This is a genomic window from Agrobacterium sp. MA01 (genome assembly GCF_009650195.1).
Classification (GTDB): domain Bacteria; phylum Pseudomonadota; class Alphaproteobacteria; order Rhizobiales; family Rhizobiaceae; genus Allorhizobium.
Genome location: NZ_CP045854.1, coordinates 4,422,646 through 4,444,166 on the forward strand (window position 1 = coordinate 4,422,646; position 21,521 = coordinate 4,444,166).

Sequence of the window (21,521 nt, forward strand, 5' to 3'; positions counted from 1 at the left end):
CAAATCCTCAAGCGGCAATGCCGGCCATCATCAGGCCGAGTGTCTGTTCGCCTGTATCAGGCGTCTTTTCGCCGACGACCTTGCCGGCGAACATCACCAGAATGCGGTCGGAGAGCGAGCGGATCTCGTCGAGCTCGACGGAGACGAGCAACACGGCCTTGCCAGCGTCGCGCGTCTCGACGATCCGCTTGTGAATGAACTCGATCGCGCCGATGTCGACGCCGCGCGTCGGCTGGCCAACGATCAACAGCTTTGGATCACGCTCGATTTCGCGGGCAACGACGATCTTCTGCTGGTTGCCGCCCGAGAAATTGGCGGTCTTCAGTCTGGGGTTCGGCGGACGGATATCGTATTTCTCGATTTCCTCGACCGCCGCCTTGCGCATCAGGTCTGGATTGAGGAACAGACCCTTTCCATAGCGTTCGTCGCGATGGTAGCCGAGAATGGCATTCTGGCTTTCCTCGAAGGGAAGCACGAGGCCCATATGGTGGCGGTCTTCGGGGATATGCGCCACGCCAATGCCGCGCAGTTCGGCCGGGTCGAGGCCGGCAACGTTCTGTCCGTTGATCCAGATTTCGCCCGAGGTCGGCTTGCGAATCCCGGTGATGGCTTCGAGAAGCTCGCTCTGACCATTGCCGGCGACGCCGGCAATACCGACGATCTCGCCGGAGCGCACGTCGAAGGAGACGTTGTCGACCATGACGACGCCCCTGTTGTCCTTGACGGTCAGATTGCGCACCGAGAGGAAAATCTCGCCGGCATTGGCCGGCTTCTTCTCCACATGCAGCAGCACCCGGCGGCCGACCATTAGCTCGGCGAGTTCTTCGACCGTGGTTTCGGCCGTCTTGCGGGTCGCAACCATTTCGCCGCGGCGCATGACGGACACGGTATCGGTAATCGCCATGATCTCGCGCAGCTTGTGGGTGATCAGGATGACCGTCTTGCCCTGGTCGCGCAGCACGCCGAGGATCTTGAACAAATGGTCGGCTTCAGCCGGTGTCAGCACGCCCGTCGGCTCGTCGAGGATCAGGATCTCGGCACCGCGATAGAGCGCTTTCAGAATTTCGACGCGCTGCTGCAGACCAACAGGCAGTTCCTCGACGATCGCGTCGGGATCCACGTCCAGCTCGTAGTCTTCTTCCAGCTTCTTGAGCGCCGCGCGTGCGGCATCCGTGCCCTTGCCGAGCAAGGCGCCGCCTTCGGCACCGAGCATCAGGTTCTCGAGCACTGAGAAATTCTCGACCAGCATGAAGTGCTGGTGCACCATTCCGATTCCGGAACTGATGGCGGCCTGACTGTCCTTGATCGTGATCGGCTTTCCGTCGATCTGAATGGAACCCTGATCGGCCTGATAGAAGCCGTAGAGGATCGACATCAGCGTTGACTTGCCGGCGCCGTTTTCACCGATGATGCCGTGGATGGAGCCCTTGGCGACCGTCAGATTGATATTCTTGTTGGCATGCACCGCACCGAACTTCTTGTCGATGCCGATCAATTCGATCGCGGGTGCCTGGTTCGTTGCGTTCATTCCGGTCCCCCAGACATACAAAAAGGGCGCAGAACGACGATGTCGCCGTCCTGCGCCCGGATTCTAGATCACTTCGGGCAGGAATTGTCCGACATGTAGTCGTGGACCTTGATGGTGCCGGCGGCGATGTCGGCCTTGGCCTTCTCGACGGCAGCCTTCATCTCATCGGTGATCAGCTTGGCGTTGTTGTCGTCCAGAGCGTAGGCGACACCTTCCTGTGCGACGCCGAGAACCTGCAGACCGGGCGTGAACTTGTCGTTCTTCGAATCTGCGTAAGCGTTGTAGACGGCGAGGTCGACGCGCTTGACCATCGAGGTCAGAACCGAACCCGGATGCAGGTGGTTCTGGTTGGAGTCGACGCCGATCGACAGCTTGCCGTTGTCGGCAGCGGTCTGCAGAACGCCGAGACCGGTCGCACCGGCTGCCGCGTAAACGACATCCGCACCCTGGTCGATCTGGTTCTTGGTGAGCTCACCGCCGCGAACCGGGTCGTTCCAGGCAGCGCCCGTGGTGCCGGTCATGTTCTGGAAGACCTGGATGTCGGCCTTGGCAGCGCGTGCGCCCTGCTCGTAGCCGCAGGCGAACTTGCGGATCAGCGGAATGTCCATGCCGCCGACGAAGCCGACCTTGCCGGTGGTGGAAGCCATGCCGGCGAGCAGGCCAACGAGGTAAGAGCCTTCCTCTTCCTTATAGACGACCGAACGGACATTCGGCTTGTCGACGACGGAATCGACGATCACGAACTGGGTATCCGGGAATTCAGCGGCAACCTTTTCGATGGCCGAGGTCCAGGCGAAGGAAACGGCGACAACCGGGTTGAAGCCGCGCGAAGCGAAGTTGCGGATTGCCTGTTCGCCCTGCGTGTCGCTGGTCGGCTCGAAGTCGCGGTAGTCGATGCCGGTTTCGGCCTTGAACTTCTCGGCGCCACCGTAAGCGGCTTCGTTGAAGGATTTGTCGAACTTGCCGCCCGTGCCGTAGACCAGCGCCGGCTTGACGTCGGCCGCAAGCGCGGTCGCCGACATCGCGGCCAAGGCAAAGAGACTGAGGAGGGTTTTCTTCATGGTGCAGCCCTGTTGTTGCTATTGATCTTGTTGGGTCCTCCCGCAAGCCTTCCTCATGAGAAAGACATGTCTGCGGAACCGCCGCCCCCTTTTCCGGAGGTCCTGGCTGGCTTTCATCCTTGCATGGCTCGCTTCAAAATTCACCAGATTTTTTTCATCTGGTAAAGATTCACAAGCCTGCTGATTTTTCAGCGCAGGACGCTGAAAAATCAGTCAGATCAATAGGATTTATGCTGCGTCTTTGAGCATTCGCCCTTAGGCTGCGGGCGAGATCGGGCAGGAAACGCCCGTACCGCGCAGGCCGCAGTAACCATTCGGATTCTTCGCCAGATACTGCTGGTGATACTCCTCGGCAAAGTAGAACGGTCCGGCATGGGCGATCTCCGTCGTCACCCGGCTGCTGCGTCCAGCCTTCACCAGCGCCTCCTGGAAGCGATCGCGAACGGCGATGGCAAGCGCCATGTCCTCGTCATCCTCGACATAGATCGCGGAGCGATAGGTGGTGCCGATATCATTGCCCTGGCGCATGCCCTGGGTCGGATCATGCGCCTCGAAGAAGATCTTAAGCAGCCCTTCCAGCGAGATTTTCGCGGGGTCGTAGACGACCTTCACCACTTCGGTATGCCCTGTGAGACCCGTGACGGTCTCCTGATAGGTCGGATTGGGCGTGATCCCGCCTTGATATCCGGACACGGTGAGATAGACCCCCGGCGTCTGCCAGAGCAGACGCTCGGCGCCCCAGAAGCAGCCCATGCCGAGATAGATGGTCTTCATGCCCTCGGGCACTGGGCCCTTCAGCGGCAGGCCGGAGATGAAATGCGTCGATGCGGTCGGGATCGGCTCGGATCGGCCGGGCAGGGCGTTTTCTGCCGTCGGCATGACGGTTTTCTTGTTGAACATGTCGATCAGGAACATCTTGAAACCTCCTGAGGCCGTTTCTCGGCCTGTTTTTCCACTTTGTTCTGCCACTGCGGCAGATCACCGCCCGCCGCGTCAACCGGCTGCGGTCTTCGATCATTGGTCGTCGGCACCCACCGAAACTTGCAATCTGCCGGGCACTATCAAGCCTTTGGCGCGCCGAAGGCCTGGTTCAAGCCGCAAATCGTCCGGCCAGCGAAGGTTTCTTGTAGCCGATCATCCAGAAGGCGAGCGACAGCACCAGCATGGCGGCAAATGCCGGCTGCGGCAGGACAACATCGCGAAGCGCGAGCCAGGCACCGTCGCCGAGGCGCCCGACGACAAGCTCCTCGAGTGTCATCAGAGAGCCCGGATGCGTCTCGATCCAGGCTTCCGAAATCGGGGTCATGATGACCTGCGATGCAGACACCGAGGCAATTGCATCGATCACGCCGAATACGACGCCGACGCAAAGCGCAAGCAAACTCAAGACCCTGAACAGGAAGCGCACCACCAATGTCTCCGGCTGAAGCCCGGCACGGCCTTTAGGGCCTGCCGCACTGAGCCTATAGATAGGGAATTGTCGGCCGATGTCAAAATTCTGATAGATTTCGGTTGATCCGCCGAAATTCCTCGGTATATATCCCGCCCGACCAACCGCGGTGGTTTTCCCCGCGTTCCCCCTGGACAGGTGGCCGAGTGGTTTAAGGCGCACGCCTGGAACGCGTGTGTGCGTGAAAGCGTACCGTGGGTTCGAATCCCACCCTGTCCGCCATTCTTCCCCATCTCCATTCGACTATATGATGCCATTCACCCCGATGGCACAGTGTTGGCGGTTCCCCCTGCATTCTCGGCTTCCGAAACGCTCTGCTTGACCGCGATAAAGCTGTCCGGCGTGACCGAGATGCTGTCGATGCCGCACTCCACGAGGAACTTCGCAAATTCCGGATGGTCGCTCGGTGCCTGGCCGCAAATGCCGATCTTGGCTCCGGCAGCCTTGGCTTCGCCGATCACGCTGCGGATCATCCATTTGACCGCGTCGTCCTGCTCGTCGAAGAGATCGGCCAGCTCGCCGGAATCGCGGTCGACCCCGAGTGTCAGCTGGGTCAGGTCGTTTGATCCGATGGAGAACCCATCGAAATGCTGGGCGAACTGCTTGGCAAGGATGACGTTCGAGGGGATCTCGCACATGACGAAGACCTGCAGGTCGCTCTCCCCGCGCTTCAGTCCGTTTTCGGCCATCACGCCAAGTACCTTTTCAGCCTCCGCAACGGAACGGCAGAATGGGATCATCACCACGACATTCTTGAAGCCAAGTTCGTTGCGCAGCTTTCGAATTGCCCTGCATTCGAGAGCAAATCCGTCCCGGTATCGCGGCGAATAATAGCGCGAGGCGCCGCGAAAACCGATCATCGGGTTTTCCTCGGTCGGCTCGAACGCGGCACCGCCAAGAAGCCCCGCATATTCATTGGTCTTGAAATCGCTCATCCGGACGATGACAGGCTGCGGGTAGAAGGCTGCTGCGATCCTCGCCAGCCCTTCGGCGAGCTTGTCGACGAAATAGGCGGACTTGTCGGCATAGCCCGCCGTCAGTTCGGCGATTTCGGCCTTGGCACTCTGATCGGTCAGGCTGTCGAAATTCACCAGTGCCATGGGATGGATACGAATGGCGTTGCTGATGACGAATTCCATGCGCGCCAGGCCAACGCCGTCCGCCGGCAGTCGCCACCAGCGGAATGCGGCACCCGGATTGGCGAGGTTCAGCATTACCTTGGTCTTTGTCGCCGGAATATCCTCCATGTCCAGTGTCTGGACCTCGTAGTCGGCGCGGCCCTCATAGATCGACGCCTCGTCGCCTTCGGCGCAGGACACGGTAATTTCCTGGCCGGAATGCAGGACCTGGGTTGCTGTCCCTGTCCCGACAATGGCGGGCAGCCCCAGTTCCCGGCTGACAATGGCAGCATGCGAGGTGCGGCCGCCATGATCTGTCACGATGGCAGCCGCCCGCTTCATGATCGGAACCCAGTCGGGGTCGGTCGTGGACGTCACCAGGATCGAACCGTCGACGAATTGTCCGATGTCGCGGGCGTTCTCGATCAGGCAGACCTGGCCGGAGACGACGGCGTCGCCGATCGACAGGCCCTTAAGCAGTGTCTTGCCCTTGCTCTTGATCTCGTAGGAGCTGAACACTGCGGTTTCGCGGTTCGACTGGACCGTTTCCGGTCGGGCCTGGACGATGTAGAGGCGCCCGGAATGCCCGTCCCGGGCCCATTCCATATCCATGGCGCAGCCGTAATGGCGTTCGATGGTCGTGGCCCAGCGCGAAAGTGTCAGGATCTCGGCGTCTGAAAGCACGAAGGCGGCGCGCTCCGCTTTCGATGTCGGCACGTTGCGCGTCGGCTGCTCGGCAGAGCCATAGATCATCTTGATGGTCTTGCTGCCGCACTTCTTTGAAATGATCGGGCTGAGCGTCGGATCGTCCAGGAGCGGTTTGAAGACCTGATATTCGTCCGGGTCGACGGCACCCTGGACGACGTTTTCACCGAGCCCCCAGGCGGCATCGATCAGGACGACCTTGTCGAATCCCGTTTCCGTGTCGATCGAGAACATGACGCCGGACCCGCCAATGTCGGAACGCACCATTTGCTGGATCCCGACAGACAGCGCGACCTTCATATGGTCGAAGCCTTTCGTCTGGCGATAGGAGATCGCCCGGTCGGTAAACAGCGAGGCAAAGCAGCGCTTGCAGGCCTGCAGGAGTTCCGTCTCCCCGACGATATTGAGGAAGGTCTCCTGCTGTCCGGCAAAGCTCGCATCCGGCAGGTCTTCGGCCGTGGCGCTGGAGCGGACGGCGACACTGACATCAGGTTGACCGGCTCTGTCTGCCAGGCCGCGATAGGCCTCGACGATGGCAGCGGCCGTGGCGGCCGGCCAGTCTGCCCTGAGGAACAGCTGGCGGATGGCTGCCCCCGTCTCGGATAGGCTTGCCTTGCCGGCTGTCCAGTCGGCGATCGATTTGCCGATCGATTCGCGGATCTGGTTTTCGTCGACGAAATGCCAGTAGGCATCAGACGTGGTCGCAAAGCCCGGCGGAACATCGACGCCCTGGAGACCCAGCTCCTGGATCATTTCTCCGAGCGAGGAATTCTTGCCCCCGACCTTGGCGACATCAGAGCGTTTGAGGTCATCAAACCAGACGACATGAGCGGTTACATGATGCATGCCTACCTCCTCCAAGGACGGGTTGTTTCAAGCGAACCCAAGGGAAGACTATCGGCAAAGCGCCGACCTGCGGTTGATACACATCAAGGAGAGTTCGGCTCGGCCCGGATCCTCCGGTTTTCGTCATGCAACTCCGAGGCGGCCAGCACTTGGCTGTCCGGTCTGTTGCAACATGCCGCTGAATGCTGGACGCTTAAGGGTCGGTGCTGCGCAGATATCCGAGCACGGCGTCGGCGATCATCGACTTGTGACGGTCGTAGAGGTCAGGTTCGGAAAGGTCACGCTTGAAGATCGTGCCGAAGGTGTAGCGGTTCGAGACGCGAAAGAAGCAGAAGGCGCTGATCAGCATGTGCAGATCGATCGCGTCGACCCTTCGCTGGAACAGGCCGCTCTTCAGGCCACGGTCGATGATGTCCTGCAGCGTGCGAATGACGGAGATGTTGAGATCAGCGATTTCACTCGATCGCTTCATGTGCATCGCGTGATGAATGTTCTCGATACTGACGAGCCGCACGAAATCGGGATTGTGTTCGTCATGGTCGAAGGTCGTGCTGATCAGCCGGCGCAGAGCTTCGTCGGGCTCCAGTTCCGACAGCTGCAGATCCGCTTCGAGCGATCGGATCTTGCGATAGGCCTTTTCCAGCACCGCGAGGTAAAGCCCTTCCTTGCTGCCGTAGTAGTAGTAGATCATCCGCTTGGAGGTGCGCGTCTTCTCGGCGATCTGATCCACCCGCGCGCCCGACAGGCCGAATTCGGCGAACTCCTCCGTTGCGACATCCAGGATGTCTTCCCGCGTCCGCTCAGGGTCGTTCCTGCGCGTTTCCCTCGCCGTTTTCGCCATAGTTTCCATCCCCGATCGCGATTGCGGCCGTTGCCGACGCAGCGCGCCTTCAGTTCATAGTGATCTCGGCCCCACGCTTCAAGCCGGCCAGTGTTGACACTAACTAGTTAGTACATTATCGTTCCTGCCAGGTTGGGAGGCCGGAAGCTTGGACGAGATCCGGGCTTCGACATTGGGAGGCGGTTATGACGCAAAAGCGCGATATCTTGCGCGCCGGACTGATCGGGTTCGGCATTCAGCGCTCGCTGACCCCTGCCATGCACATGCGCGAAGGCGAGGCCCAGGGCGTCGACTATCGCTACGAGCTCATCGACCTCAACGAGCGCAAGCTCGGCCCCGATGACCTCGACGCGCTTGTCGCCGAGGCTGAGCAACGCGGCTTCTGCGGCCTCAACATTACCTACCCCTGCAAGCAGAAGATCCTGCCCTTGCTGACCGACCTCTCCGAGGACGCGCGAAAGCTCGGCGCGGTCAATACGGTGATCTTGCGAAACGGAAAGCGCATCGGCCACAACACCGACTGGTGGGGATTTGCCCAAGGGCTTAGTCGCCAACTGCCTGACGCAGACTTGTCGTCTGTGATTCAGATCGGTGCCGGCGGCGCCGGCGCGGCGACGGCCTATGCCGTGCTCGAAATGGGCGCGCGGTCACTGGCGATCTTCGATATTGAACTAGAGAAGGCATCGGAACTCGCGTCCCTGATGGCCAGACATTTCCCGGAAGCATCGGTCAGCGTGGCCTCCGATATTCAGGCTGTCATTGGCGGCGCAACCGGGCTCGTCCATGCCACGCCGATCGGAATGGACAAGCATCCCGGCCTGCCGGTGCCCGCAGAACTGTTGCCCCCCGGCCTCTGGGTCGCCGAGGTGGTCTACTTCCCCTTGGACACGGCGCTACTGCAGGCCGCCCGCCAGCGCGGATGTCGTGTGGCCAACGGAGGCGGCATGGCCGTCTTCCAGGCCGTCGGCGCATTCTCGTTGTTCACGGGCCTCCAGCCGGAGGTCGGTCGCATGCTTCGCCATTTTGAAGTGCTGACGGAGGGTGGTGTCACGCGCCAGCCTCAGACGGCTTGAGGCGGAGAGTGCATTTGGAGTGCGGGCGTCAGGCGCTGGCAGCCTGTCTGGATTGAAACTGGTGGCCCGAAAGGGCAGGGAGGAGGAAGACATGTCCGGCATCATCGACATCCTGTACTCCCGGGCTGTGCGCCACCTGTCGCTGTCCCATGCTCCAACTCCTTGCATGCGATCCGCTGTGCTGGCTGTTCCCGCCTGTGCGAGGAGGCTCGCATGAAGACCTCGATTGCGACAGTCTCCATCAGCGGTGAGTTCGAGGAAAAGCTCGCCGCCATCGCGCGCGCCGGCTTCGATGCCGTCGAGATCTTCGAGAACGACTTCCTCGCCTTTGACCGTTCGCCGGCAGAGGTCGGACAGATGGTTCGTGATCACGGGCTTGCCGTGTCGCTTTTCCAGCCGTTTCGCGACTTCGAAGGCATGCCGGAACCCTTCCGGTCTCGCAATTTCGATCGCGCCGAGCGCAAATTCGATCTGATGGCCGAGCTCGGCACGGATCTGATGCTGATCTGCTCGAACGCCTCACCGGTCGCGCTGGGCGGGATCGATCGCGCCGCCGAGGATTTCCATGCGCTTGGCGAACGTGCCGCGCGCCGCGGCTTGCGGGTAGGTTACGAGGCGCTCGCCTGGGGTCGGCATATCAACGACCACCGCGACGCCTGGGAGATCGTGCGCCGCGCCGACCACCCCAGCATTGGCCTGATCCTCGACAGCTTCCACACCTTGTCTCGCAAGATCGAGCTGAATTCGATCCGGTCGATCCCAGGCGATCGCATCTTCATTGTCCAGCTCGCGGATGCGCCGCTGATCGAGATGGATCTCCTCTATTGGTCGCGCCATCTCCGCAACATGCCGGGCGAAGGTGACTTGGCCGTCACCGCCTTCATGCAGGCCGTCGCGGCCACCGGGTACAACGGCTATCTGTCGCTGGAAATCTTCAACGACCAGTTTCGTGGCGGCTCACCCGATGCGATCTCGCGGGACGGGCGTCGCTCGCTGGTCAACCTCATGGATCAGGTGGCCCGCGCTGAACCGAAGATCCGCATACCGGTGCCGGCCATGCCCGATCGCGCCAAAGTATCCGGCATCGCCTTTATCGAGTTCGCCGCCGGCGAGGACGAGGAGCGCGAACTCGAAGCCCTTTTCACGCTGCTCGGCTTCGTGCCCACCGCCCGGCATCGCTCCAAGGCCGTGACCCTCTATCGCCAGGGCGACATCAACCTCGTCATCAACAGGGAAGAGACGGGTTTCGCCAACGCCTCCTATCTCGTCCATGGGGCCAATGCCTATGCCTTCGGGCTCATGGTCGATGACGCGGCAGAGGCCCACAGGCGCGCGCTTCAGCTCGGTGCCGAGGATTTCCGCCAGTCCGTCGGTCCAGGCGAGCTGCAGGTCCCGGCGATCCGCGGCGTCGGGGGAGGGCTCGTCTACTTCCTCGACCAAAAGAGTGAACTCGCGCGGATATTCGACGTCGAGTTCATGCCTCTCGATGAAACGCCGGAGAGCAGCGTCGACATCGGCCTGACCCGGGTCGATCACATCGCCCAGACAACGCGCTATGAGGAAATGCTCACCTGGCTGCTCTTCTACACATCGCAGCTCGATGCCCGGAAGACGCCGATGGTCGACATCATCGATCCGGCCGGCCTCGTCAGAAGCCAGGTGGTCGAGACCCCTGACGGACGCCTGCGAATCACCCTGAACGGCGCTGAAAACCGCAACACGCTGGCCGGCCGCTTTATCGCCGAAACCTTCGGCTCGGGTATCCAGCACATCGCCTTCGAGAGCGACGATATCTTCGCCACGGCCGAGGCACTTGCCGCCAAGGGTTTCCGATCCCTCGTGATCTCGCCCAATTATTATGACGACATCGAAGCCCGCTTCGGTCTCGATCCCGATCTCGTCGAGCGGATGAAATCGGCGAACATCCTCTATGATCAGGATGAAGCGGGGGAGTATTTCCAGCTTTACTCGCCAACCTATGGCGAGGGTTTCTTCTTCGAAATCGTCGAGCGTCGGGGCTATCGTGGCTATGGAGCGCCGAATGCGATCTTCCGCATCGCTGCCCTCAAGCGCCATCTGCGTCCGAAGGGAATGCCGAAATGAGCGCCCGGATTATCCACGCAGCCGGTCGCAGCCGTTCAGTTCGCCACCGTGCCGCCGAGTGCAATCGTCAGCGACTGGTCGATGTGACGCGACAGAGCTGCGGCAGCCAGCTCCGAAGACCCCTCCAGCAGCGGGTTGAGGAAGGCCAGATGCTCGGAGATAACCCGTTTGGCATTGTCCCGGGTCACGCGCACTCTGGTTTGCGCCGTCATCCGGATCTTGATCGCCGTGACACGGTAGACATTGGCGATCAGGCTGTTCTCCATGGCATCGACCATGTCGGCATGCATCTGCCAGTCATAGACCTGCAATTCGCGCAGGAAGGCGGGAAGGTCGGTGATGTCGTCGCCGCCGAGCCGTTCGCGCGCCTGGATATGCCAGTCGAGCCAGTTCGCGATCACGGCGCGGTCGAGGCGCTGGATCATGTCCGGAATGGCGCTGAGTTCGATGATGCGACGCATCTGATACGCTTCCCGCACGAAGGTCACGTCGAGGCTCGGCACCATCAGGCCGCGTTGCGGCAGCGTCTGCAAAAGGCCTTCGGCCTCGAGCCGCGGGATGGCTTCGCGGATGGCGCTCAAGGTCAGACCCGTCGTCTCGACCAGCGCGCGCTGGGAGATGACCTGGCCCGGCTTCAGCCGGCCCCAATTCAGAAGTTCTTCAATTCGATTATAGGCGAGCTGCCTGAGGGAGCTTTCACCTGTCGTCGACATAACTGCCTGCCGGGCGCTCGGTTTGTCTCTCATGGGGTCACACTGTCGTTGTTCGGGATTGATAACAGCACACTAACATGTTAGTTCGATATCAGTAAGGCAGGATCTCTGCCAGCAGCGCGTTTTCACAGGTTTGGAGGACCGGAAGCGTGCTGGGGCGGAAAAACAACCAGAAGTTCCATAGTCAAACGGGAGGAGACTACGCAATGAAACTCACACTGACCCGCCGCTTCCTGATGGCGTCCGCCATCACCTTCACGGCACTCGCCGCGAGCGGCCCGCTCGCAACCGTCGTCGCCCAGGACAAGCCGGTGATCCGCATGTCCACACCGGCCTCCGAGACCGATCAGCGATCCGTTGCGCTGGCAACCGTCTTCGGCCCGGCGATCGGCGAGTTCGCCACCTACCAGCCGCATTACAATGCCTCCCTCGTGCCGCAGGGCTCGGAACTCGAGGCCATTGCAGCCGGCGATCTGGAAATGTCGATCACCTCGGCCCAGGAACTGGCAAACTTCCTGCCGGAATTCTCGATCTTCGCCACCGGTTATGTTCATCGCAGCGCCCAGCATCAGGTCAACGTCTTCAACGACCCGCTGATGCAGCCGTTCAAGGACAAGGTCGAAAGCGAACTCGGCGTGAAGCTGCTTGCCGTCATGTATCTCGGCAAGCGCCATGTGAACCTGCGCTTCCCGCGTTCCGAAAAGAACGTCATGACTCCCGCCGACCTGGCCGGCGTCAACCTGCGCATGCCAGGCAGCGACGCCTGGCAGTTCCTCGGCCGCGCGCTCGGCGCAAACCCGACACCGGTGGCCTTCACCGAAATCTACACCGGCCTGCAGACTGGCTCGGTCGATGGTCAGGACAATCCGCTGCCGACGGTTGTCGATGCGAAGTTCTACGAAGTCACCAAGCAGGTGAGCCTGACCGCCCACCTCGTTGACCTGAACTACATCGCCCTTTCCAAGGCTGTTTGGGACAAGCTGACGCCGGAGCAGCAGGCAACGGTCCAGAAGGCCGCCGAAGACGCGGCGCAGTCGGGCCGGGAAGGCCAGCTGAAGAAGGAAGACGAACTCGTCGCCTTCCTCAAGGAACAGGGCCTCGATGTTTATGAGCCCGATCTGAACGCGTTCCGTACCCATGTCCAGGCACAGTATGTCGGCTCCGACTTCGCCAAGGCCTGGCCGGAAGGTGTTCTCGAAAAGGTCAATGCGCTCGCCGACTGATCCCGATCTGACCTGAACCGGGCCGGAGAGTGATCTCCGGCCCTTCGTCGAACATGATGTCCTGTCGAAGGTGATGGTGTGTCTTCTCTAATCAGACTGTTTCGGACTTCGGCGGAGGCCGTGGCTGCCGCGCTGATGGCCGCCATGTTTGCGACCTTCATTCTGCAGGTCCTCGTTCGCTACACGGCGCGTCTGCCCTGGGTCGCCGAGAACATGCCCTTTCTCCAGCCGACCAACTTTGGCTGGACGCTGGAATTCTGTCTCGCCATCTGGGTCTGGCTGATTTTCTGGGGCAACAGTTTCGTCGTCAGGGTCGAGGATCACGTTACCTTCGACGTCCTCTATGTTTCCGTCTCCCCGCGTGTCCGGCGGATCTTCACCATCGTCACCGGCCTTGCGGTCGCCATCGCGCTTCTCTTGTCGGTAGCGCCCACCTGGGATCGCCTCGCCATTCTTCGCCTGAAAAAGACGGCCACTCTCGGTGATCTCTTCGGCGACTGGATCCGCATGCGGGATGTCTACATGATCTATATCGTCTTCCTCGTCGCCGTCGCCGGCCGCTATCTGTGGCAGGTCTGGCAGGCGTTGCGCGAGAGCCTCAGCGGCTCTGGTGATACCGGACAGACGGGAAGCCAGGCATGAGCATCGCCTTCCTCCTTTGCATCGTCATTTTGCTTGGCCTCGCCGTGATGGGTACGCCCATCGCCTATGCGATCCTCGTCGCCTCATTCGCCTATCTTGCAGCCAGCGGTCAGAGCATCGGCATCAGCGGCAAGATCCTGCTTGATGGCCTTTACCAGAGCTTCATTCTGCTGGCCGTGCCGCTGTTCATCATCGCGGCCAATATCATGAATGCCGGCTCGGTCTCCGATCGTCTGCTGCAGTTCTGCGTCGCCCTGGTCGGCCGCTTCCGCGGCGGCCTTGGCCATGTCAACATCCTCTCGTCCCTGGTCTTTTCCGGCATGTCCGGCTCTGCGATTGCCGATGCCGCCGGCATCGGCAAGATGATCATCGACATGATGGTGAAGTCCGGCCACTACACGCGCGGCTATGCCGCCGCGATCACGGCCGCTTCCGCCACCATCGGCCCGATCATCCCGCCGTCGATCCCGATGGTGCTCTATGCCCTCGTTTCCAACACCTCCATCGGCTTCCTCTTCCTCGGCGGTATCGTCCCCGGCCTGATGATGGGTGCCATGTTGATGGCCATGAATGCCTGGATTTCGCACAGGCGTGGCTTTGCCAAGCATGAGCCCGTGCCGCTGCGGGAATTCCCGGCCCTGACGATCAATGCCGGCCCTGCATTGATGATGCCGGCGATCCTGCTCTACGGCATCTATGGCGGCGTCACGACGCCGACCGAGGCGGCGGCTGTGGCGGCCTTCTATGCGCTGATCCTGGCGACGATCTTCTACAGGTCGCTCAGCTTCAAGCATTTCTACGAGATCCTGGTCACCAGCGCACGTTCCTCCGCTGCCGTCGGCCTGATCATTGGCGGCGCGCTGATCCTGAACTACATCGTCGCCTCGGAGAACATTCCGACCGTCGTCGCCAACGCCCTGGTCGACCTCGATGTGCACCCGCTGGTCTTCCTGCTCGCCGTCAACCTTCTGTTGCTCGTGCTCGGCTGCTTCCTCGATGCCTCGACGATCATCCTGGTCATCATTCCCTTGTTCATTCCGACATGCCGTGCGCTCGGCATCGACCTCGTGCATTTCGGTGTGGTGGCCGTGGTCAACTGCATGATCGGCCTGATCACGCCGCCCTATGGCATTCTGCTCTTCGTCATCAATGCCGTGACGCGCATACCGCTCGCTGAAATCATCCGAGAGATCTGGCTCTTCCTGGCGGCCCTGATGGTTGCCCTGCTGCTGCTGATCCTCATTCCTGACATCACCCTGATGCTGCCGCGTGCCCTCGGTTATGCCGGCTGACCGCAACTGCCCCTGTTTCGAGGACCGCTTCCATGACGCATAACTTCCACGGGATCGTCCCGGTGATGATCACGCCCTTTACCGACAACAACGGGATCGACTGGGACGGCTATGCCAGGCTGATCGAATGGTACATCGACAATGGCTCCCATGGCCTGTTCGCCGTGTGCCAGTCCTCGGAAATGCTGTTTCTGACGCTCGAGGATCGCACCGCGCTCGCCTCATTCACGGTCCGCCAAGTCAAGGGCCGCGTCCCGGTCGTCGCTTCCGGGCATATCTCTCAGAGCATGGACGACCAGAAGGCAGAACTTTGGGCCATGGCTGAGACGGGCGTCGATGCCGTCGTGCTGGTGACAAACCGCCTGGCGGCTGCCGACGAAGATGCCACCGTCTTCCGCTCGCGGATGCAGGACCTGCTCGGTGCGATCCCGGCAGACATGACGCTCGGGCTCTACGAATGCCCCGCACCCTATCGCAGATTGCTGACCGATGATGAGGTCAGCTGGTGCGCCGAGAGCGGTCGCTTCGCCTTCCTGAAGGATGTCTCCTGCGATCTCGACCACATCCGCCGCCGGCTTGCTCTGGTCGAAAACACGCCGCTTGCAATCAACAATGCCAATGCAGCGATTGCCTGGCCCTTCCTTCAGGCCGGGGGCCACGGCTTTTCCGGTGTCATGAACAACTTCCACCCGGATCTCTATCGCTGGCTCTATGATCACGGCAAATCCCATCCGGAACTTGCCGCCGAACTCGACACCTTCCTCGTCCTCTCGGCCATGTCGGAGAGCTACGGCTATCCCAAGCTCGCCAAGCATTTCCATCGCCGCATCGGCACATTCGCCAATGTTCACAGCCGCGCCGTGCCGCATGACATCACGGAACGCCACTGGGCCGTGGAAACCGTTCTGGATCATATCGTGACGGGTGCGGACCGTTTCCGCTCGAAAATCGCGAGAGCCTGATCTGGCTTTCGCCCAACTTAGGCCGGTGCGGTGCTCAAGGCCGATCGTTTGCGACTGAGATAACGTCCCTCTGCCGCACGAACGATGGATCCCTGATCCATCACGGTCTTGCCGCGGACCAGCAGGCGCACCGGCCACCCCGTCACCGCAAGCCCTTCATAGGGTGTGTAATCTGCCCCGTGCTGCAGCATCTCATTGGTAAGGGTGAGCTGCTTCTTCGGGTCCCACAGCGCGATGTCTGCATCTGAGCCGATCGCGATCGTGCCCTTCTGCGGATACATGCCGTAGAGCTTGGCGTGGTTGGTCGACGTCACCGCAACGAAGCGGTTGATATCGATCCGCCCCTTCATCACCCCTTCGGAAAACAGAATGGGAAGGCGCGTTGCCACGCCCGGTATTCCGTTCGGGATCCAGCGGAAATGCCGCTTGCCCTTCTCGTTCAGCTTGCCCTCCGGATCGTCGAAACGAAACGGGCAGTGATCGGACGAGAAGAGGTCGAAAACGCCCTGTTCGAGACCTTCCCAGCAGGCATCCTGGCTCGGCTTGTCGCGCGGCGGCGGCGAGCAGACGAATTTTGCGCCGTCCAGACCTTCGAGATCGAGGTCGTCAGCCGTCAGCATCAGATATTGCGGGCAGGTTTCACCAGCGATCTTCTGGCCACGCTGGCGGGCGCGCCGGATTTCCTCCATCGCCTCGCGGTTGGAGACATGCACAATCACGATGGGTACATCGACGATTTCGGCGAGCGACAGCGCCCGGTGGGTCGCTTCGCGTTCGGCCGCCACCGGGCGGGTGGTGGCATGGTATTTCGGGGCGAACTTGCCCTCTTCCTCGTGCCGGCCGATCAGGTAGCGGATCGCATCCTCATTCTCGCAATGGACCATGACCAGCGCACCGGTGCGCCTTGCCGTATCCAGCGTGGCCAGAATCTCGTCGTCACGCAGACGCAGGCCCTCATAGGTCATGAAGACCTTGAGCGAGGTGTAGCCATCCTCGACAAGCGCCGGCAGTTCCTGGCCGAGAACTTCGGCAGTCGGGTCAGTCAGGACGAGGTGGAAGGACACGTCGATATGACATTTCCCCTCGGCCTTGCCGTGATAGATCTTGAGCGCCTCGCGCAGTGACTGACCCTTTTCCTGCATGCAGAAGGCGAGCACGCTGCTGTTGCCGCCGATCGCAGCCGACCGCGTGCCGCTGTCGAAATCGTCGGCCATGACGATGCCCTCACCGGAGGGCTGGTCGAGATGCACATGGCTGTCGATCCCGCCGGGAAGCACGAAGAGCCCCGTTGCATCGATGACCTCGTCGGCATCCGTCAGATCGGTTGCCAGCGCCACGATCCGGCCATCCTTGATGCCGACATCGCTGACGAAGCTGTCGCTTGCGGTCACCACCGTTCCGTTGCGGATCACCGTGTCGAAATGCATGGGGCTCGTCCTTCTCTGTTGCGGTTCAGCTCGCCTTGGCGAGCCCGGCTTGTCCGGCCAGGATCCGGTCAAGCGCTGCCGTGAAACGGTCCACTTCCTCCAGGGTGTTGTAATGCACCATCGAGACGCGCAGCATGCCGCCATGATCCGTCAGGCCGAGATATTCGGCGAGCCGGCGCGAGTGAAAGTCGCCGAAGCGCATCGCGATCTTTTCTGCGTCCATCGCCCTGCACATCTCGCCGGCCTCGCGACCGTCGAAACGAAAGGCGATGGTCGGCACCCGGCGGCTCTCGTGATTGGCTGACTGCCCGACGATCATGCAGTCGTTGCGCGAGCGCAGATAGGTGAGCAGACGCTCGGTCAGGGCGTCCTCCTGCGCCGTGATCGCCAGATAGGCGGCTTCGATCTTCTGGCGCACGCTGCCGGTTTCGCCGGCCTGTTCGCCAAGGCTCACGAGGTAGTCGACGATCCCGCATGTGGAATAGGCGAGCTCGTAATTGGGGTTGCCCGGCTCCAGCTTGGCCGGCACTTTATCCTTGCCGTAAAAGTAGTGGTAGATCGGGTCGAGCTCGAGAAGCAGGTCGTATTTGCCGTACATCAGCGCGTAGTGCGGACCATAGGTCTTGTAGAGGCTGAAGACATAATAATCGACGTCGAAGGCCTGCACGTCGACCGCGCGATGCGGTGCATAGGCGACGGCATCGACGCAGATCTTGGCGCCCCGTGCATGCACGAAGTCGGCGATCTCGCGGATCGGGTTGATCGAGCCCAGCAGGTTCGAGCAATGGGTGACGCAGACGAGCTTCGTCCGCTCTGTCATCAGCGGTGCGAGATCGGCAAGGTCGAGCGTCATCGTGTCCTTGTTCAGCGGCCAGATCTTCAACACCACGCCGCGCTCCTGCAGCCGGTCCCAGGGTCCGATATTGGATTCGTGGTCAGCAATCGTGATGATGATCTCGTCGCCTGCCGATAGCTGGCTATGCATAGCCCGTGCGAGGTTCTGCAACAGCGCGGTCGTCGAGTTGCCGAAGACGATCTCTTCCGGCCGGCCGGCATTGACCAGATGCATGGCCGCAGTGCGCGCCTCATGGAGGGCTGCGGCCGCCGCCTGCGAGACCTCATAGGAACCGCCGATTTGAACGTTCTTCTCAAGAAGGAAGGTGTTGATGCGCTCGACAGCGCCTTTGAGGATCTGGGAGCCGCCCGCATTGTCGAAGAAGGTCCAACCGCGGGCGAGGCCCGGAAACTGGCTCCGCACATAATCGAGATCGAGCGCCTTTGGGGTTGGGGTTGCCATGGCAGGGTGTCCTCCGGTCTTTTTTTGTTCAGTGGTTGAGGACGGCGCGCAGGAAACCCCGCGTCCGTTCGTGTTTGGGCGTGTCGAAGATATCCTCGGGCGCTCCGCTTTCCACGAGGCGACCGCCATCCATGAAGATCACCCGATCGGCCACCTGGCGGGCAAAGCCCATCTCGTGTGTCACCACGATCATGGTGACGCCGGAGCCTGCAAGCTTGCGCATCACGTCGAGCACCTCGCCGACCATTTCCGGATCGAGCGCCGATGTCGGCTCGTCGAAGAGCAGCACCCTGGGCTCCATGGCGAGCGCTCTGGCAATCGCCACGCGCTGCTGCTGGCCGCCCGACAGTTGCCCGGGAAACTTCTCCGCCTGCTCCGAGATCCCGACGCGGGCGAGCAGTTCGCGCGCCTTGCGTTCTGCTTCCGCCACCGAGGTGCCGCGCACCCGCATCGGCGCAAGCATGACATTCTTGAGCACGGTCATGTGCGGGAAGAGGTTGAAGGACTGGAAGACCATGCCGACTTCTGCCCGCACCTTGGCAAGCGCCGGGCCCGGCTCGACGCGGATGCCGTCGACGGTGATCCGGCTTTCCGGCGCAAAAGCTTCGAGGTGGTTGATGCAGCGGATCAGCGTCGACTTCCCCGAGCCCGAGGGTCCGATAACACAGACGACTTCGCCTTCGGCAATATCGAGGTCAATGTCGTGCAACACGGTGAAGGTGCCATAGGCCTTGGTGAGCCCGCGGATCGAAATGAGCGGGGCTGTGGTTCCGGTCATCAGCGTTTCCCCCGGCTGAAATGTTTCTCGAGACGCGAGACGATGGCAACCATCGGCCAGAGCAGGGCGATATAGATCAAAGCCGCCCCGATCAGCGGTGACGGATTGGCAGCGAGCGCCTGCGCTTGGGTCGCCTGTTTCAGAAGATCCGGCATGGCGACGACGGAGGCGAGTGCCGTATCCTTCATCACGTTGATGCAGTTGTTGGTCAGCGGCGGAATGACGATGCGGATCGCCTGCGGCAGGATCACGTCGATCATGGTGTGGCGATTGGAAAGACCGAGTGCAGCCGATGCCTCGAACTGGCCATGCGGGATCGCCTCGATACCGGCGCGGAAGATCTCGGCGGTGTAGGCTGCGGACACCAGGGAGAGCGCCGTGACCGCAGACAGAAATGGAGATAGCCGGATGCCGACGAATGGCAGCGCGTAGTAGACGACGATCAGCAGGACCAGAAGCGGGATCGAGCGGAAGATGTCGATGTAGACGCGGATCAAAAGCTTGAAGAAAGTCGGCGCGTAAAGGCGGGCGACGGCCAGAAACAGTCCGCCGGCAAGGCCGACCAAAATGCTGGTCACACCGATCTGCAGTGTCACCACCAGACCCCAGAGGAGGGCCGGCATGCTGTCAGCCAGGACCTGCAGATTGAAGAAGGTATTGAGGAGTGTCATGCCGCATCGGCTCCCTTGGCACGTCGGCGGGACAAGAGCGTCCCGCCGATCGCGTTTTGAGCGTTACATGGCTTTCGGCATGTCGAGTACGGTGACCGTCGAAGTCGTGTCTTCGGCCTTGGCGCCGAACCAGGTCTCATGCAGCTGGGCAATGAAGCCTTCCTGCTTGAGCGTGGTGATCACGGCATTGACCTCCGTTGCGAGCGGATCGTCCTTGTTGAACATGATCGAATACTTCTCGCCGGTCGGGATACGCTCGACCACCTTCAGTTCCGGCTTGTCCTTCGCGTAATAGAGAAGCGCCGGGATGTCGGAGATATAGCCATCGATGCGACCGGCAACCAGGTCGAGCATCGCGGGCTGCAGGCCTTCAAAGCGGCGGATTTCGCCGAGTTTATATTCGCCCTTGTTGGCTTCGGACCACATGTCGCCGGTCGAGCCGGTGTCGACGCCGACGACCTTCTCGCCCATGTCCTTGAGGCCCATGATGCCGGAGGCGGCAGTCACGGTCAGCGACTGGTCGCTGTCGTAATAGGGCTGCGCGAAGGACACCGATTCCAGACGCTTTTCGGTGATGGTGATCGACGAGATCGCCATGTTGATGCGGCCCGACTGCACGGCCGGGAAGAGGCCGTTGAACGGCGTGTTGACGAATTCGACCGTCTTGCCGAGACGCTTGGCGATCTCATTGACGAGATCGACCTCGAAGCCCGTGACCTTGCCGCTGGCGTCTTCGAATTCCCAGGGTACGTTGCCGATATTGGCGCCGACGGTCAGATCTGCTGCATGGGCGGACGTGCCGAATGCGGCAAGCAGGCCCGCGAAGATGGATGCTTTAAATGTCGTTGAACGTGTCATGAGAGTTCCCCTTGTTTTTTGAACATGACTCAATCTACATTGGTCTAACTGGTCAGACCAGTCAGGCCAAACAAGCATGCGGCTTTCCGCTTGGCAAGGGGATGCCGAAAAAAATAGATTAGGTGCCGAAGCACGCCGCCGGGGAAGGGACCGCATGTTCAACAAGACGCTCGTGCCACAATCGGTGGCACGCGAGATCCAGGGCATGATCCAGTCCGGGCAGCTGAAGCCTGGTGAAAAGATCCCTTCGCAGCGGGAGTTTTCCCAGAAGTTCGGTATCAGCCGCGCCTCCCTGCGCGAAGCGCTGCTGACGCTGGAAACACTCGGTCTGTTGAAGACGGAGGCGGGCAGGGGCACCTTCGTCGCAAGTCCTGCCACGCCAGCCTCCGCTGCCACCGGTCACATGGCCCCCTGGCGCTATTCCGACAGCCATTCGGTCTTCGATGTCTTCCAGACCCGCATCCTGCTTGAAGGCGAGATTGCCCGGTTGGCGGCTGGCCGCCTGACGCAGCTGCAGCTCGACAAGATGGAGCAGGCGACGCGAACAATGGAAGAGTGCTGGGCCAATCAGGATCTCCTCGCCAATGTCGAGGCAGACCTCGAGTTTCACGGGCTGATTGTCTCGGCCTGCTCGAATGCCATGCTGAAGGCCCTTTACCAGACCGTCCGCGATCTTGTGACGGAAACGCAGCGCCAGCCGATCCCGATCACCGATCCTGAGCGCATGCGGGAATCCATCGCCGAACACCGCAGGATCATTCTCGCCCTGCGCTCCAATGACGGCGCAGGCGCCAAGCTCGAGATGGAAACCCATATCCGCAACACCGCGCGTTGCGCCGGCCTCGAGCCGTAAGCGACAGACCACCTTCCATGCAGAGGCGGCCCGGCCCTGGATCGGCAAGTCCGTCCCGGTGTTGACCCACTGGCCAATGA

The 21,521-nt window shown here is 61.2% G+C and carries 19 protein-coding genes and 1 tRNA gene; 8 read left to right on the plus strand and 12 right to left on the minus strand.

The window, feature by feature from the left end:
* Positions 1-7: 7 nt before the first annotated feature.
* The 4 genes from GH983_RS21090 to GH983_RS21105 all read right to left on the minus strand — a co-directional run bounded on the left by GH983_RS21090 (position 8) and on the right by GH983_RS21105 (position 4,000).
* Positions 8-1,528 (minus strand): ABC transporter ATP-binding protein, encoded by a 1,521-nt coding sequence (locus tag GH983_RS21090; protein WP_153763411.1) that lies wholly within the window; start codon positions 1,526-1,528, stop codon positions 8-10.
* Positions 1,529-1,596: 68 nt separating this feature from the next.
* Positions 1,597-2,589: a BMP family protein gene (locus GH983_RS21095; RefSeq protein WP_069042577.1), complete on the minus strand. Its 993-nt coding sequence runs from the start codon at positions 2,587-2,589 to the stop codon at positions 1,597-1,599.
* A gap of 255 nt (positions 2,590-2,844) precedes the next feature.
* Positions 2,845-3,504 carry a peptide-methionine (S)-S-oxide reductase MsrA gene (msrA, locus tag GH983_RS21100; RefSeq protein ID WP_153763412.1) on the minus strand — a complete coding sequence of 220 codons (660 nt, stop codon included), beginning with the start codon at positions 3,502-3,504 and terminating at the stop codon, positions 2,845-2,847.
* 175 nt (positions 3,505-3,679) lie between these two features.
* Positions 3,680-4,000 (minus strand): hypothetical protein, encoded by a 321-nt coding sequence (locus tag GH983_RS21105; protein WP_153763413.1) that lies wholly within the window; start codon positions 3,998-4,000, stop codon positions 3,680-3,682.
* Positions 4,001-4,171: 171 nt separating this feature from the next.
* Between GH983_RS21105 and GH983_RS21110 the strand changes: the two genes are divergently transcribed.
* Positions 4,172-4,261: transfer RNA gene (locus GH983_RS21110), tRNA-Ser, on the plus strand.
* 35 nt (positions 4,262-4,296) lie between these two features.
* On the opposite strand, the gene ppsA is transcribed toward GH983_RS21110, so the two are convergent.
* Together ppsA and GH983_RS21120 are read right to left on the minus strand one after the other, a co-directional pair.
* Complete coding sequence (gene ppsA, locus GH983_RS21115; protein WP_069042576.1) at positions 4,297-6,708, minus strand: phosphoenolpyruvate synthase; 2,412 nt, start codon at positions 6,706-6,708, stop codon at positions 4,297-4,299.
* A gap of 193 nt (positions 6,709-6,901) precedes the next feature.
* Positions 6,902-7,549, minus strand: coding sequence for a TetR family transcriptional regulator (locus GH983_RS21120; RefSeq protein ID WP_054149450.1), 648 nt, complete (start codon positions 7,547-7,549; stop codon positions 6,902-6,904).
* 185 nt (positions 7,550-7,734) lie between these two features.
* Here GH983_RS21120 and GH983_RS21125 point away from each other — a divergent pair, with 185 nt between their 5' ends.
* Together GH983_RS21125 and GH983_RS21130 are read left to right on the plus strand one after the other, a co-directional pair.
* Positions 7,735-8,622 (plus strand): shikimate dehydrogenase, encoded by an 888-nt coding sequence (locus tag GH983_RS21125; protein WP_069042575.1) that lies wholly within the window; start codon positions 7,735-7,737, stop codon positions 8,620-8,622.
* A 213-nt stretch (positions 8,623-8,835) separates the two neighbouring features.
* Positions 8,836-10,725 (plus strand): bifunctional sugar phosphate isomerase/epimerase/4-hydroxyphenylpyruvate dioxygenase family protein, encoded by a 1,890-nt coding sequence (locus GH983_RS21130; RefSeq protein WP_069042574.1) that lies wholly within the window; start codon positions 8,836-8,838, stop codon positions 10,723-10,725.
* Between the two features lie 35 nt (positions 10,726-10,760).
* On the opposite strand, the gene GH983_RS21135 is transcribed toward GH983_RS21130, so the two are convergent.
* Positions 10,761-11,438 carry a GntR family transcriptional regulator gene (locus tag GH983_RS21135; protein WP_069042573.1) on the minus strand — a complete coding sequence of 226 codons (678 nt, stop codon included), beginning with the start codon at positions 11,436-11,438 and terminating at the stop codon, positions 10,761-10,763.
* A gap of 206 nt (positions 11,439-11,644) precedes the next feature.
* Here GH983_RS21135 and dctP point away from each other — a divergent pair, with 206 nt between their 5' ends.
* The 4 genes from dctP to GH983_RS21155 all read left to right on the plus strand — a co-directional run bounded on the left by dctP (position 11,645) and on the right by GH983_RS21155 (position 15,557).
* Positions 11,645-12,661 (plus strand): TRAP transporter substrate-binding protein DctP, encoded by a 1,017-nt coding sequence (gene dctP, locus GH983_RS21140; RefSeq protein WP_069042572.1) that lies wholly within the window; start codon positions 11,645-11,647, stop codon positions 12,659-12,661.
* Between the two features lie 78 nt (positions 12,662-12,739).
* Positions 12,740-13,303 (plus strand): TRAP transporter small permease, encoded by a 564-nt coding sequence (locus GH983_RS21145; protein ID WP_069042571.1) that lies wholly within the window; start codon positions 12,740-12,742, stop codon positions 13,301-13,303.
* Positions 13,300-14,595: a TRAP transporter large permease gene (locus tag GH983_RS21150; protein WP_054149456.1), complete on the plus strand. Its 1,296-nt coding sequence runs from the start codon at positions 13,300-13,302 to the stop codon at positions 14,593-14,595. The genes GH983_RS21145 and GH983_RS21150 overlap by 4 nt, the downstream gene beginning before the upstream one ends.
* A gap of 32 nt (positions 14,596-14,627) precedes the next feature.
* Complete coding sequence (locus tag GH983_RS21155; RefSeq protein ID WP_153763414.1) at positions 14,628-15,557, plus strand: dihydrodipicolinate synthase family protein; 930 nt, start codon at positions 14,628-14,630, stop codon at positions 15,555-15,557.
* 17 nt (positions 15,558-15,574) lie between these two features.
* Here the strand turns inward: GH983_RS21155 and hydA are convergent, their stop codons facing one another.
* The 5 genes from hydA to GH983_RS21180 form a co-directional block, all read right to left on the minus strand.
* Entirely contained in the window at positions 15,575-16,984 is a 1,410-nt protein-coding gene (gene hydA / locus GH983_RS21160; RefSeq protein WP_153763415.1) for a dihydropyrimidinase, read from the minus strand.
* A gap of 25 nt (positions 16,985-17,009) precedes the next feature.
* On the minus strand, positions 17,010-18,281 hold the full coding sequence (locus GH983_RS21165; protein ID WP_153763416.1) for a cysteine desulfurase-like protein: 1,272 nt from the start codon (positions 18,279-18,281) through the stop codon (positions 17,010-17,012).
* A 28-nt stretch (positions 18,282-18,309) separates the two neighbouring features.
* Positions 18,310-19,059: an amino acid ABC transporter ATP-binding protein gene (locus GH983_RS21170; RefSeq protein WP_054149460.1), complete on the minus strand. Its 750-nt coding sequence runs from the start codon at positions 19,057-19,059 to the stop codon at positions 18,310-18,312.
* The gene (locus GH983_RS21175) at positions 19,059-19,730 is read right to left on the minus strand and encodes an amino acid ABC transporter permease (protein ID WP_054149461.1); all 672 of its coding nucleotides are present in this window, start codon (positions 19,728-19,730) and stop codon (positions 19,059-19,061) included. The genes GH983_RS21170 and GH983_RS21175 overlap by 1 nt, the downstream gene beginning before the upstream one ends.
* Positions 19,731-19,793: 63 nt before the next feature.
* Positions 19,794-20,588 (minus strand): ABC transporter substrate-binding protein, encoded by a 795-nt coding sequence (locus GH983_RS21180; RefSeq protein ID WP_069042567.1) that lies wholly within the window; start codon positions 20,586-20,588, stop codon positions 19,794-19,796.
* 154 nt (positions 20,589-20,742) lie between these two features.
* Between GH983_RS21180 and GH983_RS21185 the strand changes: the two genes are divergently transcribed.
* The gene (locus GH983_RS21185) at positions 20,743-21,441 is read left to right on the plus strand and encodes a FadR/GntR family transcriptional regulator (RefSeq protein ID WP_054149463.1); all 699 of its coding nucleotides are present in this window, start codon (positions 20,743-20,745) and stop codon (positions 21,439-21,441) included.
* Positions 21,442-21,521: the final 80 nt, after the last annotated feature.

Excerpts from the sequence above, each read along its gene's own strand:
- GH983_RS21090 (WP_153763411.1), bottom strand. The coding sequence starts at position 1,528 with ATGAACGCAACGAACCAGGCACCCGCGATCGAATTGATCGGCATCGAC.
- GH983_RS21095 (WP_069042577.1), bottom strand. The coding sequence starts at position 2,589 with ATGAAGAAAACCCTCCTCAGTCTCTTTGCCTTGGCCGCGATGTCGGCG.
- msrA (WP_153763412.1), bottom strand. The coding sequence starts at position 3,504 with ATGTTCCTGATCGACATGTTCAACAAGAAAACCGTCATGCCGACGGCA.
- ppsA (WP_069042576.1), bottom strand. The coding sequence starts at position 6,708 with ATGCATCATGTAACCGCTCATGTCGTCTGGTTTGATGACCTCAAACGC.
- GH983_RS21120 (WP_054149450.1), bottom strand. The coding sequence starts at position 7,549 with ATGGCGAAAACGGCGAGGGAAACGCGCAGGAACGACCCTGAGCGGACG.
- GH983_RS21125 (WP_069042575.1), top strand. The coding sequence starts at position 7,735 with ATGACGCAAAAGCGCGATATCTTGCGCGCCGGACTGATCGGGTTCGGC.
- GH983_RS21130 (WP_069042574.1), top strand. The coding sequence starts at position 8,836 with ATGAAGACCTCGATTGCGACAGTCTCCATCAGCGGTGAGTTCGAGGAA.
- GH983_RS21135 (WP_069042573.1), bottom strand. The coding sequence starts at position 11,438 with ATGTCGACGACAGGTGAAAGCTCCCTCAGGCAGCTCGCCTATAATCGA.
- dctP (WP_069042572.1), top strand. The coding sequence starts at position 11,645 with ATGAAACTCACACTGACCCGCCGCTTCCTGATGGCGTCCGCCATCACC.
- GH983_RS21150 (WP_054149456.1), top strand. The coding sequence starts at position 13,300 with ATGAGCATCGCCTTCCTCCTTTGCATCGTCATTTTGCTTGGCCTCGCC.
- GH983_RS21155 (WP_153763414.1), top strand. The coding sequence starts at position 14,628 with ATGACGCATAACTTCCACGGGATCGTCCCGGTGATGATCACGCCCTTT.
- hydA (WP_153763415.1), bottom strand. The coding sequence starts at position 16,984 with ATGCATTTCGACACGGTGATCCGCAACGGAACGGTGGTGACCGCAAGC.
- GH983_RS21165 (WP_153763416.1), bottom strand. The coding sequence starts at position 18,281 with ATGGCAACCCCAACCCCAAAGGCGCTCGATCTCGATTATGTGCGGAGC.
- GH983_RS21170 (WP_054149460.1), bottom strand. The coding sequence starts at position 19,059 with ATGACCGGAACCACAGCCCCGCTCATTTCGATCCGCGGGCTCACCAAG.
- GH983_RS21175 (WP_054149461.1), bottom strand. The coding sequence starts at position 19,730 with ATGACACTCCTCAATACCTTCTTCAATCTGCAGGTCCTGGCTGACAGC.
- GH983_RS21180 (WP_069042567.1), bottom strand. The coding sequence starts at position 20,588 with ATGACACGTTCAACGACATTTAAAGCATCCATCTTCGCGGGCCTGCTT.
- GH983_RS21185 (WP_054149463.1), top strand. The coding sequence starts at position 20,743 with ATGTTCAACAAGACGCTCGTGCCACAATCGGTGGCACGCGAGATCCAG.